This is a genomic window from Streptomyces sp. CB01881 (genome assembly GCF_002953255.1).
In the GTDB taxonomy this organism is placed as follows: Bacteria; Actinomycetota; Actinomycetes; order Streptomycetales; family Streptomycetaceae; genus Kitasatospora.
The window spans coordinates 8,957,111-8,971,953 of the sequence record NZ_CP026498.1 but is presented as its reverse complement, the minus strand read 5'-3'; the positions used below and the strand labels follow the sequence as shown (position 1 = coordinate 8,971,953).

12 protein-coding genes and 1 pseudogene are annotated in these 14,843 nt (G+C 73.6%); 4 read left to right on the top strand and 9 right to left on the bottom strand.

Annotation, left to right across the window (positions count from 1 at the left end; all coding sequences use genetic code 11):
* Positions 1–6 precede the first annotated feature (6 nt).
* Positions 7–489: a peroxiredoxin gene (locus C2142_RS29270; protein ID WP_148645713.1), complete on the top strand. Its 483-nt coding sequence runs from the start codon at positions 7–9 to the stop codon at positions 487–489.
* Between the two features lie 101 nt (positions 490–590).
* Here the strand turns inward: C2142_RS29270 and C2142_RS29265 are convergent, their stop codons facing one another.
* The 4 genes from C2142_RS29265 to C2142_RS29250 all read right to left on the bottom strand — a co-directional run bounded on the left by C2142_RS29265 (position 591) and on the right by C2142_RS29250 (position 5,389).
* Entirely contained in the window at positions 591–2,258 is a 1,668-nt protein-coding gene (locus C2142_RS29265) for a metallophosphoesterase family protein (RefSeq protein ID WP_148645712.1), read from the bottom strand.
* A 342-nt stretch (positions 2,259–2,600) separates the two neighbouring features.
* Positions 2,601–2,852 carry a hypothetical protein gene (locus C2142_RS29260; RefSeq protein WP_148645711.1) on the bottom strand — a complete coding sequence of 84 codons (252 nt, stop codon included), beginning with the start codon at positions 2,850–2,852 and terminating at the stop codon, positions 2,601–2,603.
* Between the two features lie 147 nt (positions 2,853–2,999).
* Complete coding sequence (locus tag C2142_RS29255) at positions 3,000–3,422, bottom strand: (2Fe-2S) ferredoxin domain-containing protein (RefSeq protein ID WP_148645710.1); 423 nt, start codon at positions 3,420–3,422, stop codon at positions 3,000–3,002.
* Positions 3,419–5,389, bottom strand: a complete 1,971-nt coding sequence (locus tag C2142_RS29250) for a heavy metal translocating P-type ATPase (RefSeq protein ID WP_148645709.1) — start codon at positions 5,387–5,389, stop codon at positions 3,419–3,421. The genes C2142_RS29255 and C2142_RS29250 overlap by 4 nt, the downstream gene beginning before the upstream one ends.
* An 88-nt stretch (positions 5,390–5,477) precedes the next feature.
* Between C2142_RS29250 and C2142_RS29245 the strand changes: the two genes are divergently transcribed.
* Entirely contained in the window at positions 5,478–5,828 is a 351-nt protein-coding gene (locus C2142_RS29245) for a metalloregulator ArsR/SmtB family transcription factor (protein WP_148645708.1), read from the top strand.
* A 51-nt stretch (positions 5,829–5,879) separates the two neighbouring features.
* Here C2142_RS29245 and C2142_RS29240 read toward each other — a convergent pair whose 3' ends face one another.
* Positions 5,880–6,239: a helix-turn-helix domain-containing protein gene (locus C2142_RS29240; protein ID WP_241002843.1), complete on the bottom strand. Its 360-nt coding sequence runs from the start codon at positions 6,237–6,239 to the stop codon at positions 5,880–5,882.
* 79 nt (positions 6,240–6,318) lie between these two features.
* Between C2142_RS29240 and C2142_RS40525 the strand changes: the two are divergent.
* A pseudogene (locus C2142_RS40525) lies at positions 6,319–6,429 on the top strand (NAD(P)-binding domain-containing protein); the annotation flags it as partial.
* Between the two features lie 129 nt (positions 6,430–6,558).
* Here C2142_RS40525 and C2142_RS41720 read toward each other — a convergent pair.
* The 3 genes from C2142_RS41720 to C2142_RS29220 all read right to left on the bottom strand — a co-directional run bounded on the left by C2142_RS41720 (position 6,559) and on the right by C2142_RS29220 (position 11,015).
* The gene (locus C2142_RS41720) at positions 6,559–8,517 is read right to left on the bottom strand and encodes a serine/threonine-protein kinase (protein WP_148645706.1); all 1,959 of its coding nucleotides are present in this window, start codon (positions 8,515–8,517) and stop codon (positions 6,559–6,561) included.
* A gap of 61 nt (positions 8,518–8,578) precedes the next feature.
* Positions 8,579–9,220 carry a TetR/AcrR family transcriptional regulator gene (locus C2142_RS29225; RefSeq protein ID WP_148645705.1) on the bottom strand — a complete coding sequence of 214 codons (642 nt, stop codon included), beginning with the start codon at positions 9,218–9,220 and terminating at the stop codon, positions 8,579–8,581.
* A gap of 139 nt (positions 9,221–9,359) precedes the next feature.
* Positions 9,360–11,015, bottom strand: a complete 1,656-nt coding sequence (locus C2142_RS29220; protein ID WP_148645704.1) for an FAD-binding dehydrogenase — start codon at positions 11,013–11,015, stop codon at positions 9,360–9,362.
* Positions 11,016–11,340: 325 nt separating this feature from the next.
* Between C2142_RS29220 and C2142_RS29215 the strand changes: the two genes are divergently transcribed.
* Entirely contained in the window at positions 11,341–12,306 is a 966-nt protein-coding gene (locus C2142_RS29215; RefSeq protein WP_148645703.1) for an SGNH/GDSL hydrolase family protein, read from the top strand.
* A 71-nt stretch (positions 12,307–12,377) separates the two neighbouring features.
* On the opposite strand, the gene C2142_RS29210 is transcribed toward C2142_RS29215, so the two are convergent.
* On the bottom strand, positions 12,378–14,150 hold the full coding sequence (locus tag C2142_RS29210; protein WP_241003293.1) for an endonuclease/exonuclease/phosphatase family protein: 1,773 nt from the start codon (positions 14,148–14,150) through the stop codon (positions 12,378–12,380).
* Positions 14,151–14,843: the final 693 nt, after the last annotated feature.

Below are 14,843 nucleotides of genomic sequence, written 5' to 3'. Positions count from 1 at the left end.
ACGACCATGGCGAAACCACCCGAGATCGGCGCCCCGGCACCCGGGTTCACCCTGCCCGGGCTGCTGCTGGACGAGGAGAGCGGGACCACGGAACGCCGGGAGTACCGGCTCGCCGAGGCGAAGGGCAGCCCGCTGGTGCTGGTCTTCTACCCGGGCGACGACACCCCCGTCTGCACGAAACAGCTCTGCTCGTACAGCTCCGACCTGGACCGGTTCCGCGGGCTCGGCGCCACCGTGTGGGGCATCAGCCCCCAGGGGCTGGACTGCCACGAGCAGTTCGCCCGCAAGCACCGTCTGGGTTTCCCGCTGCTCGCCGACCCGGAGCGGACCGTCGTCCGCGCGTACGGCATCGCGGTGCCCGGGCTCGGGCTGCGCCGGTCGGTGTTCGTCCTGGACTCCGACGGCACGGTGCGGTGGAAGCACGTCGCGCTGGCCGGGCTGACCTTCCAGCACAGCGACACCCTCGCGGAGCAGCTGGCCGCCCTCTGACGACGCGCGACGGCCCGGCCGGGGAGTCCCGGCCGGGCCGTCGTCGGAGCAGGGGCGCGCCGGAGCAGGGGCGCGCCGGAGCGCCTTCCGGGCGCGGTCCGTTACCAGCCCCAGCCGCCGCCCTCGCCGTCGTCGTCCGTCTTGCCGTCCCAGCCCTCGCCGACCTTGCGCAGGACCGTGTAGTGGTCGACCTGCGTGCCGTCCTCGGCCAGTGCGGTGACCTTCATGGACGACTTCTGGCCCAGGTGGGCCGGGGTGACGTCGACCTTGATGAAGGAGTAGCCGGTGTAGCGGACCCGCGACCACTCGACCGTCTCGGTGACCTTCACGCCGCCCTTGGCGAAGTGGTAGGTCTCCACCGAGTCGAGGCGCTTCTCGTGGCCCTCGTAGGTGTCCGGGGCGTCGAAGCGGTACAGGCTCCGGCCGGCCGCGCCCGCCGTCACGTAGACGACGCCGTCGGTGGCGGGCTCGATGGTGGCGCCGCTCGGCACCGCCTTGGAGACCTTGTTGCCGAGGATCGCGTCGGTGCGCTCGTAGACGTGGTTGTGACCGTTGATGACCAGGTCGACCCGGTACTTCTCGAACAGCGGCACCCACGCCTCGCGGACACCGCCCTCGGAGGCGTGCTGGTGGGTGGTGGAGAAGGCGCAGTGGTGGAAGAAGACCACGATGAAGTCGATGGTCTCGTCGTTGCGCAGGTCCTTGAGGGTGCGCTGCAGCCACGAGGTCTGCTTGCCCGCCGAGATCCCCAGGTTGACCGGGATCTCGTAGGAGACGTCGTTGGCGTCCAGCGAGATGACACCGACGTTCTTGTAGCGGAAGGAGTAGACGCCGGGGACGGTCCGCGGGTCCGGGCCGTTGTCCGGCAGGTAGAACCGGGTGTTCTCGCCGCCGTAGCCGTTGTGCGAGTACCAGGCCTCCATGTCGTGGTTGCCGTAGGAGACCATCCACGGCACCTTCGACGCGACCGTCTCGGTCTGCACCAGGAAGTCGTCCCAGGTACGGGCGTTGTAGACCGACTTGTCGGGGTCGGTGCCGGAGCCGGCCGGGTCGGCGTAGCAGATGTCGCCGGCGTGCAGGTGGAAGGCCGGGTTCTGGGCCAGGATGATGTGGTCGTTGCCGGCCGCGTGCGAGCTGACGCCCTGGTCGCCGAAGGCGGTGAAGGTGAACGGCTCGTACACCTTGCCCCAGCGGTGGTCGCGCGAGGGCGCGGTGCGGAAGGTGTTGAGGGTGGAGATCGCCTGCTGCGAGGCGGGGTCGAAGCCCTGGTGGCCGACACCGTAGTAGTACGTGGTGTCGGGCTGGAGGTCCTCCAGCGCCACGTGCAGGTAGTACTGGTCCACCGGCTGGCCGGTCGGGGTCAGCGCGGGGGTGTGCAGGGCGCGCACCTCGGCCTGGACCTTGTGGCTGAGGTCCCACGGGTGCTTGCCGTAGCGCAGGAACGGCTTCTTCACCGGGGCCGGGACCTGCCAGGAGACCCGGAACTGGGTGTCCGGCTCGGGGCCGAAGGCGAGGTGACGGCCGATCGGGGCGACCAGCGAGCCGTCGACGCCGTCGGTCACACCGCCCGTCAGCAGCTGCGGGGAGGCCGGCGCGGCGGTCGCGGTGCCGCTGCCCAGCGCACCGCCCACGGCCAGCGCGCCGACGGTGACGGCGCCGGTGCGCAGCATCCGGCGGCGGGAGAAACGGGCCCGCAGGTACTCGTGCTGCTCGGCCATGCTCATGCGGTCGGCGAGCTTCGCGGGCACGCCCATGTTGGGGATATCCATGGGCGGGACTCTTCCAGCGGAGCGTGGACCGGACACGGACGTGCGGTGAACGAGCACCGGCGCGCCGGTCAGTCGAACGCCAATGTTCGACCATGCTTCGGCAAAGCCTCGGTGCGTGTGCGGACCGGACGCGATCATCCGCCCTCCCACCGGCCCTGATGCACCCGCACGTGCCGGCCGGTCAGGAGTCACACCGTCAGGCGCCGGACGGACGGTGGCGGTGCGGACGGACGGTAATGCGGACGGGCGGTGGTGCGGACGCCCGGACGGCCACACCGCCGGGGCCCGGAAGGCAGGGTGCCCGGAAGGCGGGGGCGGCCACACCGCCGGACGGCCGGACGGTCAGGAGGCCTCGTCCCAGGTGGAGGGGGCGCGGTTGCCGGTGCCGTCGCAGGTGCGGCAGATCTCGTCGCGGTAGGCGTGCTTGGCGCCGGCGGCGTCGACCCGGTAGCGGACGTAGACGCCCGTGCCGTCGCAGAGGAAGCAGTTGCCGCCCCCGCCGCCGACCTCGGTGGTGCCGGTGCCCTGGCAGGTGCGGCAGCTGAGACCGGCGGTGCGGCCGGTGCCCGCGCAGATACGGCAGACCGTGGTCACGTCGTCTTTCCTCCCAAGCCGGGGCGCCCCAGGAAATGGTAGTGCCCCGGCCCGCCGCGCGGACCGCCGAGGAGCGTGCCGCGGTCGGCGGACGGCCGCCCAACGGTCCGCCGGTCCGGCTCCGCGGCCGGGCCGCGGAGACCGGCCTCAGCCGGGCAGGCCGTCGCGGACGCGGCGGGAGACGCTGATCTGCTGGAGGTCGAGCAGCCCCGGCGGATCGGCCAGGCCGGGGCCGCCGGCGTGCACCCACTCGGCTATCTCCTCGACCATGTCGTCCGCCAGTACCCAGCCCAGCCAGACCGGACGGCCGCCCGCCGCGCGGCCCTCGCTGGAGGGGCCGACCACGACGACGTTGGAGTGCGCGCACACGTCCAGGCACTTGACGGCCCGGACCCTGCCCGCCGGGCCGACGGCCTCGCGCAGCCGCTCGTACTGGCCGGCGTGGTCGACGCCGGGGTGCTTCTCCTGGGTGCCGCAGCAGCAGCCCCGGCAGACGGTGACGGTCACCGGGGCGGCGGGCCCCCGCGCGCCGGAGGCCTGCCCGCCGCGCTCACGGTCCCGACGGCTCATCGTGTCTCCCCCTCCTCGTTCGGCAGGGCCCGCCGCCACGCGCGTTCGCGCAGCAGCCGAAGGCCGTTGAGGCCGACGATCACGGTGGAGCCCTCGTGCCCGGCGACGCCGAGCGGCAACGGCAGCGTACCTGCCAGGTCCCAGACCACCAGCACGGTGATGAACGCTCCGGCGATCACGAGGTTCTGGACGACCAGCCGGCGGGCCCGCCGGGAGAGCGCCACCACCGCCGGGACGGCGGTCAGTTCGTCGCGCACCACGACCGCGTCGGCGGTCTCCAGGGCGAGGTCAGAGCCGGCCCGGCCCATCGCGATGCCGGTGTGCGCGGCGGCCAGCGCGGGTGCGTCGTTGACGCCGTCGCCGACCATCAGCACCCGGCGTCCGCCGTCGGCGAGCTCGCGGACCGCGGTCAGCTTGTCGTGCGGCAGCAGCCCGCCGCGGACCTCGGTCAGGCCGACCTCCCGGGCGAGGCGGTCGGCGGCGCGCTGGTTGTCGCCGGTGAGCAGGACCGGCGGGCGGCCGGTGAGCGCGGCCAGGCCGCGGACGGCGGTGGCGGCCTGCTCGCGCGGGCGGTCGGCGAGGCCGAGCACGCCGACCGGTTCGCTGTCGCGCAGGACCAGGACGGCGGTACGGCCGGCCTCCTCCAGTCCGGTGACGGCGGGGTGCGTCCGGTACGGGCCGGGTGCGCCGACCGCGACCACCGCTGCGCCGACCACCGCCCGGACGCCGACGCCCGGGGTGGAGGTGAACCCGTCGGCCGCGGGCACCGCGAGGCCGCGCTCGCGTGCGGCGGCGACCACGGCGCGGGCCAGCGGGTGCTCGCTGGGGTGCTCGGCGGCGGCCGCGAGGGCGAGCAGCTCGTCCTCCGTCGGCCGCTCCTCCCCGGGACCGGCCAGCGGGAGCACCTCGGTGACCCGGGGCGTTCCCTCGGTGAGGGTGCCGGTCTTGTCGAGGGCGACGGTGTCGACCTGGCCCAGCCGCTCCATCACCACCGCCGACTTGACCAGCACGCCGTGCCGGCCGGCGTTGGCGATCGCGGAGAGCAGCGGGGGCATGGTGGCCAGCACCACGGCGCACGGCGAGGCGACGATCATGAAGGTCATGGCGCGCAGCAGGGTGCCGGTCAGTTCGCCGCCGAAGGCGAGCGGGACGGCGAAGAGCAGCAGGGTCGCGGTCACCAGGGCGGCGGCGTAGCGCTGTTCGACCTTCTCGATGAAGAGCTGGGTGGGCGCCTTGGTCTCCGAGGCCTCCTCGACCAGGGCGACGATCCGGGCGATCACGGTGTCGGCGGCGTCCCGTCCGACCCGGACGCGCAGCGCGCCCGTGCCGTTGAGCGTGCCCGCGTACACCTCGTCCCCGGCGGTCCTGGCGACGGGCAGCGGCTCGCCGGTGATGGTGGCTTGGTCGACGTCGCTCGCGCCGTCGAGGACGCGGCCGTCGGCGCCGACCCGCTCGCCGGGGCGGACCAGCACGACGTCGCCGACGGCGAGTCCGGCGGTGGGCACGGTCTCCTCACGGCCGTCGGCGCCGATCCGGCAGGCGGTGGCGGGGGCGAGGTCGAGCAGGCCGCGGACGGAGTCGGCGGTGCGGGCGGTGGCGAGCGCCTCCAGGGCGCCGCTGGTCGCGAAGATCACGATCAGCAGGGCGCCGTCCAGCACCTGGCCGATCGCGACGGCGCCGATCGCGGCCACCACCATCAGCAGGTCGACGTCGAGGGTCCGCTCGCGCAGTGCCTGCAACCCGGCCCAGGCCGGCTCCCAGCCGCCGGCCAGGTAGGCCACGGCGTACAGCGCCCCGGACATCCAGCCCGGTCCGCCGACGAGCTGCACGACGAGGGCGGCCAGGAAGGCGGCCGTGGCGGCGGCCGCCCAGCGCGCCTCGGGCAGGGCCAGTACCCGGGTGCGGCGCGGCTGTGGTGTCGCGGCTGCGGTGGGGGCCGGCGGTCGGGTGAGCACGGTGGCGGACATGGGCGCCACCATACAGGAACATATGAACACACTTTCATTCGTTCATGTGTGCCCGTCCCGCCCGGCACCCGCCCCGTAGGATGCCCCCATGGGACACGCAGCCGCCGAGAACACCGTGCCGCAGATGCGCCTGGACGCATCCAACGCGGCCAAGGTGGCGAGCACGCTCCAGGCCCTCGCCACCCCCTCCCGCCTGCTGATACTCGCCCAGCTCCGCGAGGGCCCGCGGGCCGCCACCGAACTCGCCGACGCCGTCGGCATGGAGCAGTCCGCCTGCTCCCACCAGCTCCGCCTGCTCCGCAACCTCGGCCTGGTCGTCGGCGAGCGCCGCGGCCGCTCGGTGGTCTACTCCCTCCACGACGACCACGTCGCCGCCCTGCTCGACCAGGCCGTCTACCACGTCGACCACCTGCGCCTCGGCCTCACCGACGAGCGCTGAGCGCCGGGCGCCGGGCGGCGAGTACCGGCCGGCGGGCAATCGCCCGGGGGATCACGCTTCCGCCCGGTCCTGGGCCTCCAGGACTTCGTCGCCGTGCCGGTAACCCCACGCGCCGAGCGCCTCCAGGGCCGGGAGGAGGGTGCGGCCGAGCGGGGTGAGCGCGTACTCGACGCGGGGCGGGGTCTCGGCGTAACTGCGGCGCACGACCAGGCCGTTGTACTCCAGGCGGCGCAGCGTCTCGGTGAGGACCTTGGCGCTGATGCCGCCGATCCGGGCCCGCAGTTCGCCGGGGCGTTCGGGGGCGTCGCGCAGCGCCCAGAGCACGACCGAGCTCCAGGTGTTGGCCAACAGGTCGAAGGCGACCCGCGCCCGGCAGTCCGCCAGGTACGTCCCGCCCGGCACCTCGTCCACCGCTCCCCTAGCAGGTCCGTCACGCACCGATCGGTAACCACCGCCGTTCCTGGAGTCATCCCGTACCGGCCGAACAGGCCTGAGCGAACGGGAGATTCGGATGCGGATCGGCATCATCGGGGCGGGGAACGTGGCGCAGGCACTCGGCGGACAGTGGGCCCGGGCCGGGCACGAGGTGGTGTTCGGCGGCCTGGCCGCGGCGCGGCTGCTGGAGGCGACCACGGCGTTCGTGCTCGGCCTCTGGTTCGCCGGCCGGGACGCCCAGGCCGTCTTCCCGCCGTTGGTTCACGCGGGCGGACGGGACTGAGCGGAGGCGGGGTCAGGGGATGCGCCACTGCTGGAACTTGTTGCCCGGGGTGCAGGTGGTCATGGTGACCTGCTTGCCCGCGCCGTTGTCGGTCAGGCAGGTCGACCCCGAGTAGTTCTTGAGGTAGTAGACGCCCGAGGTGCCCGCGCCGACCACCGACCAGTCGTTCATGAAGCTGAACCCCGACGAGAGCAGCACCTTCTGGCTCGACTGGTTCGAGAAGTCGGTGTCCTGGACGAGGGCCGGGCTGCTCAGGTTGCACGGGAAGATCTGGTACCAGCCGCCGGGGTCCGGGTCCGAACGCACCCAGCCGTAGACGGTCGTCCCGCCCATGACGGCCGCGGCGCCCGCCGCCGGGCTGCCGGTGGCCAGACCGAGCTTCTGGCCGTCGGCCACGTTGACGATGTCGCCCCACTTCGCACCGCCGCACCCGGCGGGCACGGTCGGTGCCGACGGCTTGGGGGCGGGCGGGTCGGGCACCGGCGGGTTGGGCGCCTGCGTCGCCGGAGCGGGCACGGGGGCCGGTGGGGCGGGCTGGTTGGCTGTGGATCCACCGCCACCACCACCGCCACCACCGGCGTTCCCGCCACCGTTGCTGCCGCCCCCACCGCCACCGCCCGCCTTCGGCGCGGTGCCACCCGATCCACTGGCCGCTCCGCCGGCCGCACCCGCCGACGACCCCGTGCCGCCCGCCGCCCCGCCGCCGGACTGCGGCGCCGAACCCTGGGACTGGCCGCCGGCGTTCGGCGCGGCGGTGGTCTCGGGCTGCGCGGAGGCCGGGGCGCTCGGTGTCGCGTCGGCGCTCGGCTGCGGCGTGGTCGGGGTCTGCCCGGCCGGCGACGTGGTGGCCGCCGACGGATCGCCGACCGTGGTGGCGGGGGCCGAGACGACGGGCTGCGCGCCGGGGGTCTGCGCCTGCGACTGGAACGGGCTCCGGTCGACCAGCAGGGCCGTAGCGGCACCCGTGGTGATGATCACCGGGACGACGACGGGCACCAGGAACCGGCGCCAGGAGCGGCCCGCGCCGGACTCCGCGGCCGTCCGCGGCCCCACCGTCGCGACCTCGGCCCCGGCGGCGCCGGCCGCCGGGGCCCCGGGACCGGGGGGAGGCACGGGGCGCACGACCGCGGCGACCGGCGCCGACCGGTCGCCGACCGCGGCCCGTGCCGCGGCCGCCATGGCGGCCGCGTCCGCGAACCGGTCACCGGGCTGTTTGGCCAACGCGCGCGCGACGAACTCCCGTACCGCCGGCGCGAACTCCTCCGGCAGCTCCGGAGCAGGTTGCTGAACGTGCTTGAGCGCCACCTCGACCACGCTCTCGCCGGTGAACGGCGGTACGCCGGTGAGCAGTTCGTAGCAGACCACGCCGAGCGAGTAGAGGTCCGAGGCCGGTGTGACGCCCCCGCCCCCGGCCTGCTCGGGCGCCATGTACAGCGCGGTGCCGATCACCACGTTGGTCGCCGTGAGCGTGGTGCTCACCAGCGCCCGCGCGATGCCGAAGTCCGTCACCGTCACCCGGCCGTCGGCCCCCAGCATCAGGTTGGAGGGCTTGACGTCCCGGTGCACGATCTCCTGCTGGTGCGCGGCGTGCAGGGCGTCGAGCGCCGTGGCGAGCATCCCCAGGACCTGCTCGGCGGGCATCGCCCCGTCCTCGGCGAGGACCTTGTCCAGCGGCCGTCCCTCGACCAGCTCCATGACGATGTAGGCGATCCGCTCGCCCTCCGCGTCGTTCTCGCCGTAGTCGTGGACGTCCACGATGCCCGGGTGGCTGATCGCCGCGAGCAGTTGGGCCTCGCGCCGGAACCGTCTGGCGAACGTCCCCTCCTCCAGCAGCCCCGCGTGCAGGATCTTCACCGCGACCTGCCGTTCCAGCACCCGGTCGTCGGCGCGCCAGACCGCGCCCATGCCCCCGCCGCCGATCCGCTCGGTCAGCGTGTAGCGACCTCCGAGTACGGCCCCCCGACCAGTCATGCCCCGCCCTTTCCCGGTACCCCGCCCCAACGGATCGTCAACAACCGTGCCCGTGCCGCCATCAGTCTCCCCCGTCCGTCGCCCCGCCGGTACCGCTCGGACCCGGCGGCTCGGGCCGCAGCGAGCGCCAGATGCTCTCGGGCAGGACCCGCGCCGCCTCGGCCAGGTCCAGGTCGTAGGTGTCGGACAGCCAGCGGCGGGCCGCCTCCGCGACCGGCCCCATGACCAGGACCTCGACCATCGGGCCGGGCACGGGCGCGATCTCGCCCCGCTCCATCCGGGGCCGCATCCAGGCGCCGATGACCGCCATCCGGGCCGCCTTCGCGGCCCGGATCTGCTCCGCCCGGGCGGCCAGGTAGCCGGAGTAGGCGGAGGCGTGGAGGAAGAGGGCGGCGTCGCGGTGCTCCTGCGTGAAGCGCAGGTAGGCCAGGACGAGCGCCCGCACCCCGGTACGCGCGGTGCGACTGCGCTCCAGCGCGGCGGTCATCTCGTCGAACAGCCGCTCCAAACACCGGATGTAGAGCGCGGCGGCGAGACCGTCGAAACTCCCGAAGTGGTGGTAGAGGCTGCCCAGGCTGACCTTGCTCGCCGTGGTGACGGCGGTGACGGTGAACCCCTCCTGACCCGACTCCGCGTACACGCGCAGCGCGGTGCTCAGGAGCAGCTCGACGGTCGCCTCGCCCCGCTGCTGCTTGGGGGACATCCCCGGTCCTCCGCTCGACCCCCGGGCGGCCCCCGGCACGGACTCGGCCGCCAACTCGGCAAGCATAGGGCAGGGTTGGAGGACTTCTCTAGAAAGAAGCTCTACTTTCGCGAGCGCTCCGGCACTCGGCGCCCGCCCGCTACGCCGTCGCGGCGGCCGCCGCGCGGCCCGCCGTACGACCGGAGAAGAGGCAGCCGCCGAGGAACGTCCCCTCCAGGGAGCGGTAGCCGTGGACGCCGCCGCCGCCGAAGCCGGCCGCCTCGCCGGCCGCGTACACGCCGTCCAGCACCTCGCCGCCGGGGCGCAGCACCCGGGCGGAGAGGTCGGTCTCCAGCCCGCCGAGGGACTTGCGGGTCAGGATGCCCAGCCGGACGGCGATCAGCGGGGCGGCGGCCGGGTCGAGGAGGCGGTGCGGGGCCGCGGTGCGGATCAGCTTGTCGCCGAGGTACCGGCGGGCGCCGTGGATGGCGGTGACCTGGAGGTCCTTGGCGAACGGGTTGGCGAGCTGGCGGTCCCGGGCCTCGACGGTGCGGCGCAGTTCGTCGGGGTCGATCAGCGCCTCGCGGGTCCTGGCGTTCATGCCGCGGGCGAGGTCGGCCAGGTTGCCGGCGACCACGAAGTCGGGTCCGTGCCGCAGGTGGGCCCGGACCGGGCCGGGGGCTCCGGGCAGGGCGCGGCCGAGGACGCCGCGCAGGGAGCGCCCGGTGAGGTCGGGGTTCTGCTCGGAGCCGGAGAGGGTGAACTCCTTCTCGATGATCTTCTGGCTGAGCACGAACCAGGTGTGGTCGTACCCGGTGGTGCGGAGGTGTTCGAGCGTGCCGAGGGTGTCGAAGCCGGGGAAGAGCGGGACGGGCAGCCGGCGCCCGCGCGCGTCGAGCCAGAGGGAGGAGGGGCCGGGCAGGATGCGGATGCCGTGCCGGGCCCAGATCGGGTCCCAGTTCTCGATGCCCTCGGTGTAGTGCCACATCCGGTCGCCGTTGATCAGGTTGCCGCCGGCCTCGCCGGTGATGCCGAGCATCAGCCCGTCGACGTGCGCGGGAACGCCGGAGAGCATCCGCCCGGGCGGGGTGCCGAGCCGGGCGGGCCAGGCCTTGCGGACCAGGTCGTGGTTGCCGCCGATGCCGCCGGAGGTGACGATCACGGCCTGGGCGCGCAGCTCGAAGTGGCCGGCCACCTCGCGCGAACTGGCCTCGCCGCGGGCGGCGGCGCTGGGCACCAGCACCTCGCCGCTCACGGTGTCCGTCACCCCGGCGTTGGCGCCGAGTCCGGTGACCCGGTGCCGGAACCGCAGGTCGACCAGCCCGCGTGCGGCCGCGTCCCGGACCCGCCGGACGAAGGGTTCGAGCAGGCCGGGCCCGGTGCCCCAGGTGATGTGGAAACGGGGCACGGAGTTGCCGGGCCCGTCGGCGTGGAGCCCGCCGCGCTCGGCCCAGCCCACGACGGGGAAGAACCGCACGCCCATCCCGTGCAGCCAGGCCCGCTTCTCGCCGGCCGCGAAGTCGACGTACGCCTCGGCCCAGCGGCGTGGCCAGGCGTCCTCGGGGCGGTCGAAGCCGGCGGTGCCGAGCCAGTCCTGCCGGGCGAGCGCGTGCGAGTCGCGGATCCGCATCCGGCGCTGCTCGGGCGAGTCGACGAAGAAGAGGCCGCCGAAGGACCAGTGCGCCTGCCCGCCGAAGGAGGCCGCGGGCTCCTGGTCGAGCAGGATCACCTTCCGTCCGGCGTCGGCGAGTTCGGCGGTGGCGGCGAGCCCGGCCAGTCCGGCTCCGATGACGATGACGTCGGCGTCCAGGGCCATGCGGGGTCCTCCATCGGTGCTCCGGCGGTGCGCGTGCGCCCGATACTGCGGCTTGCGACGGGGCGCGTCAACCGGCCGGTAACAAGGGGTGACGACGGCAGTTCGGTAACGAGCAGTAGCGTGAATTCCGCTCCGGGGCGTTTCGGAAATACCTTCGATACGCGATGGAGCGTAATTCCGAAATACTTCTGACGGTTTTTCGGAAATTTCCGCGCAATGCATGGACGAACGCGAAACCTGACAGTAACTTACTTGTGAGTAGTAGCTGTGGCCGCGGCTCGCAGGACCCCCCACCCACCGTCGTTTCTCTCCCCCAGGAGGAACCGTGCTCCGCCCTGCCCGGAAACTCCGCACCACCCCCGCGTCCGGCGCCACCGCGCCGAAGACCCGGAAGTCCGCCCTGCTCGGCGCCGCCGCGCTGGGCGCCGCGCTCGCCCTGACCTCCACCAGTGCACAGGCCGCCACCCCGGCGCCCCACCACTACGTGGCGCTCGGCGACTCGTACGCCGCCGGCGCCGGCGTGCCCGGCCAGTCGGCCGGTCTCTGCCTGCGCTCGGACCGCAACTACGGCCACCTGGTGGCCGCCGCGCTCAAGGCCGGCGCCTACACCGACGTCACCTGCGCCGCCGCCAAGGTGAAGGCGATGACGCAGCCCCAGTACGACGCCTTCCTCCGGGTCAACGACCCCCAGCTGGACGCCGTCACCGCCGACACCGACCTGGTGACCCTCGGCATCGGCGGCAACGACCTCGGCGCCACCGACCTCGGGCTCGGCGACCTGGTCGGCGTCTGCATCGCCGGTGCGGCGGTCAACCCGCTCGGCACCCCCTGCAAGGACGTCTTCCACCACGGCCACTGGGACTGGTCCACCTGGTCCTGGCAGTACGGCAACGACGACCTCGCGGACCGGACCGCGGCCGCGAAGCCGCAGATCGCCGACACGCTCAAGCGCATCCACGCCAAGGCCCCCAAGGCCCGGGTGCTGCTGGTGGGTTACCCGTCCGTGCTGCCCGCCGACGGCTCGAAGTGCTTCCTCCGCCAGCCCGTCACCGCCGGCGACGTCGAGTACATGTACGGCGTCCTCGGCAATCTGAACGCCATGCTGAAGGCCACCGCGGCCGCCAACGGCGCCACCTACGTGGACACCGCCACCCCGACCGCCGGCCACGACGTCTGCTCGGACGACCGCTGGATCGAGGGCGCGCTGCCCGGCTCCCCGGCCGTCCCGTTCCACCCGAACGCCACCGGCGAGAAGGTGATGGCGGACGCGGTGCTCGCCGCCCTGCGCTGACGCACCGCGGGAAAACCCCGAGGGGGCGGTGACCGGACCCGGTCACCGCCCCCTCGGTCATGCCGCGGGAACTACGGCTTGATGCGGACCACCTGCGGGTCGTGGTCGCTCGCCTGCACGGCGAACTCGCTGTTGATGTGCACCACGTCGTACTTGGCGTACCCGACCTCGGGGCTCACCAGGACGTGGTCCAGCACCTGCGAGTTGCCCTGGTAGACGTAGGAGTACTGCTCCTTCTCGGGCAGTTCGTTCACCAGGTCGCGGAGCACGCCGTCCTTGGTGAGCGCGGCCAGCGCGGGCGAGAACTGGTAGTCGTTGAAGTCGCCGAGCGAGACCACCTTGGCCTCCTTGTCGGCGGCCAGCAGCTTGGCGACGAAGGCCTGCTCGACGGTGGCCTGCTTGACCCGCTGCACCTCGGAGCTGCGGGTCGGGGCCTGGAAGCGGCTGTCGATGCCCTGGTCGCCGCCCTTGCTGTTGAAGTGGTTGGCGATGACGAAGACCTTCTTGCCGCGGAAGGAGAACTGGCCGACCAGCGGCTTGCGGCTGTTGGCCCAGGCCTCGTTGGCGGGGTCGATCCGGCCGGGCGAGGCGGTCAGCGCGGTGGCCGCGCCGGTGCCGGCCACGTCCACCGCGGAGGTGGCGGAGCCGCCGGGGATGTCGGTGAAGGAGACCCGCTGCGGGTTGAAGAGGAAGACCTGGCGGATGTTGCCGCCCGGCTCGCCGCCGTCCTTGCCGTTCTCCGGGTCGATCGAGCGCCACTCGTACGCCGGGCCGCCGGCCGCCTTGATCGCGGCGATGAACTTGGCCACGGTCTGGCTCGCGTCCACCGTGCCGTCGTTCTTGGAGCCGTTGTTGTCCTGGATCTCCTCCAGGGCGACGACGTCGGGCGAGCGCAGGTTGGTGACCACGGCCTGGGCCAGGTCGGCGAACTTGCCGTCCGGGTTGCCCGGGGCCAGGTTCTCCACGTTGTAGGTGGCGACGGTGAGTTCGCGGTCGCCGGCCGGGGCCGTCACCTCGCGCTGGAGGTGGTTGTCCCGCAGCGCGCCGAGGGCGCCGGCGACCAGGGTGTAGCCGCCGAACTGGTTGTAGTCGAGCGGGCCGCTGGTGGTGCCGGTCAGCTCGTCGCCGACGTTGGCGACCGGGAACGGCTGCTGGGAGACGGGCGCCTGCTGCTGCACCATCAGGCGGCCGACGTTGGGCTCGGCGTACGACTCGTAGAGGACGCCGCCGCGCCGGCTCTTCTGGTCCTGCTTGTCGGCGGCGACCCAGAGCTCGTTGTACTTGTCGGTCGCCTGGACCACCCGGACGTCCTTGACCTCGACGAGCATGCCCTCCAGCGACTCGTAGAAGTCGAGGGTGTACTTCTCCGGGTTCAGGGTGACGTCGTTGACGGTGCCGTCGGCACCGGCCGCCGGGCTGTAGGTGCCGGGGATGTTGCGGGTGTCCACCACGACCGGCGCCGGCAGCGGGTTGCCGGAGGAGACCACGGTGACGGCCGGGCCGCTCAGCTGGGTGAGCGACTGCGAGCCGCCGCCGAAGTTCGGGTAGTACTCCGTCACCTTGCCGCTCACCAGGACCGAGTCGCCGACCTTGACGGTCGGGGCGGCGCTGCCGGTGTAGACGAAGACGCCCTCGCTGGTGGCCGGGTCGGCGTCCGGGTTCGGGTCCTGGATCCAGAAGCCCTTGGAGCCGTAGCCGCGCACGCCGGTGACGATGCCGGGCACGCCGGCGACGGCCTTGCCCACCTGCGGGGATATCCGGGTGGTGCCCTGGATGTCGTGGATGCGCAGCGGCCCGGGCTCGGTCGGACCCGCCGGGGCCGCGTCGGCCGACGGCGCGGCCACGGCGGCCGGGAGCGGGACGAGCACCAGCGAGGCGGCCAGGCCGGCCGGCACGAGGGTGGCACGGAGCAGCGCGCGGCGCGAGCGGGGGCGGGGAGCGGGGGACGTGGTCACCTGGGCGGGACTCCTTGGTCTGCCGTGGCGCACGGCGGCACGGCAACGGGGGCGGCACGTTCGTCCGGCGGACGTGGGGCCGCCGGACCGTGAGAGTGGGTCAGAGGTACGCCGGGCAGGCGCACATCGCGCACTACCCGCGTAGAGAGCAGACGGGAGCCGGCAACCGCCCCCCGCAGCGCTCTCAAGATACGCGCGTAGAAAATGACGCGACAAGACCCCGGCGGTGAACAATCACCGCCACGGGCCGTGCTGACGGTCACACAGTCGCGGGCCCGTCGGCCGGGGAATCCCCTGACCGGCGGGCCCGCCGTACTGAACCCCGCTACCGGACCGACGCCGTCCGACCCCCGTTTACCAGCCGCCGGAGCCGATCTCGGTGCGGGAGCTCAGGCCATGGCCGGTGCCCCTGCAGAGGTGGGGCTTCCCGGTTGCGCACGGGTCTTCGCCCGGGCCGGAGTCCCCCGCCGCCGGGTCACCGGTGCCGCCGCCCGTGAAGTCCGCGCCGGCGCAGTGGGAGGTCCCGTTCCAGCCACCCGTGTGCGGCGGACCGCCTCGCTCCGGGTGAGGGCGACGGCGGAC

Bases quoted from the DNA above. Each gene is read 5' to 3' on its own strand.
- C2142_RS29245 (WP_148645708.1), top strand. From the start codon at position 5,478: ATGGGACACGCAGCCGCCGAGAACACCGTGCCGCAGATGCGCCTGGAC.
- C2142_RS29250 (WP_148645709.1), bottom strand. From the start codon at position 5,389: ATGTCCGCCACCGTGCTCACCCGACCGCCGGCCCCCACCGCAGCCGCG.
- C2142_RS41720 (WP_148645706.1), bottom strand. From the start codon at position 8,517: ATGACTGGTCGGGGGGCCGTACTCGGAGGTCGCTACACGCTGACCGAG.
- C2142_RS29225 (WP_148645705.1), bottom strand. From the start codon at position 9,220: ATGTCCCCCAAGCAGCAGCGGGGCGAGGCGACCGTCGAGCTGCTCCTG.
- C2142_RS29265 (WP_148645712.1), bottom strand. From the start codon at position 2,258: ATGGATATCCCCAACATGGGCGTGCCCGCGAAGCTCGCCGACCGCATG.
- C2142_RS29220 (WP_148645704.1), bottom strand. From the start codon at position 11,015: ATGGCCCTGGACGCCGACGTCATCGTCATCGGAGCCGGACTGGCCGGG.
- C2142_RS29255 (WP_148645710.1), bottom strand. From the start codon at position 3,422: ATGAGCCGTCGGGACCGTGAGCGCGGCGGGCAGGCCTCCGGCGCGCGG.
- C2142_RS29270 (WP_148645713.1), top strand. From the start codon at position 7: ATGGCGAAACCACCCGAGATCGGCGCCCCGGCACCCGGGTTCACCCTG.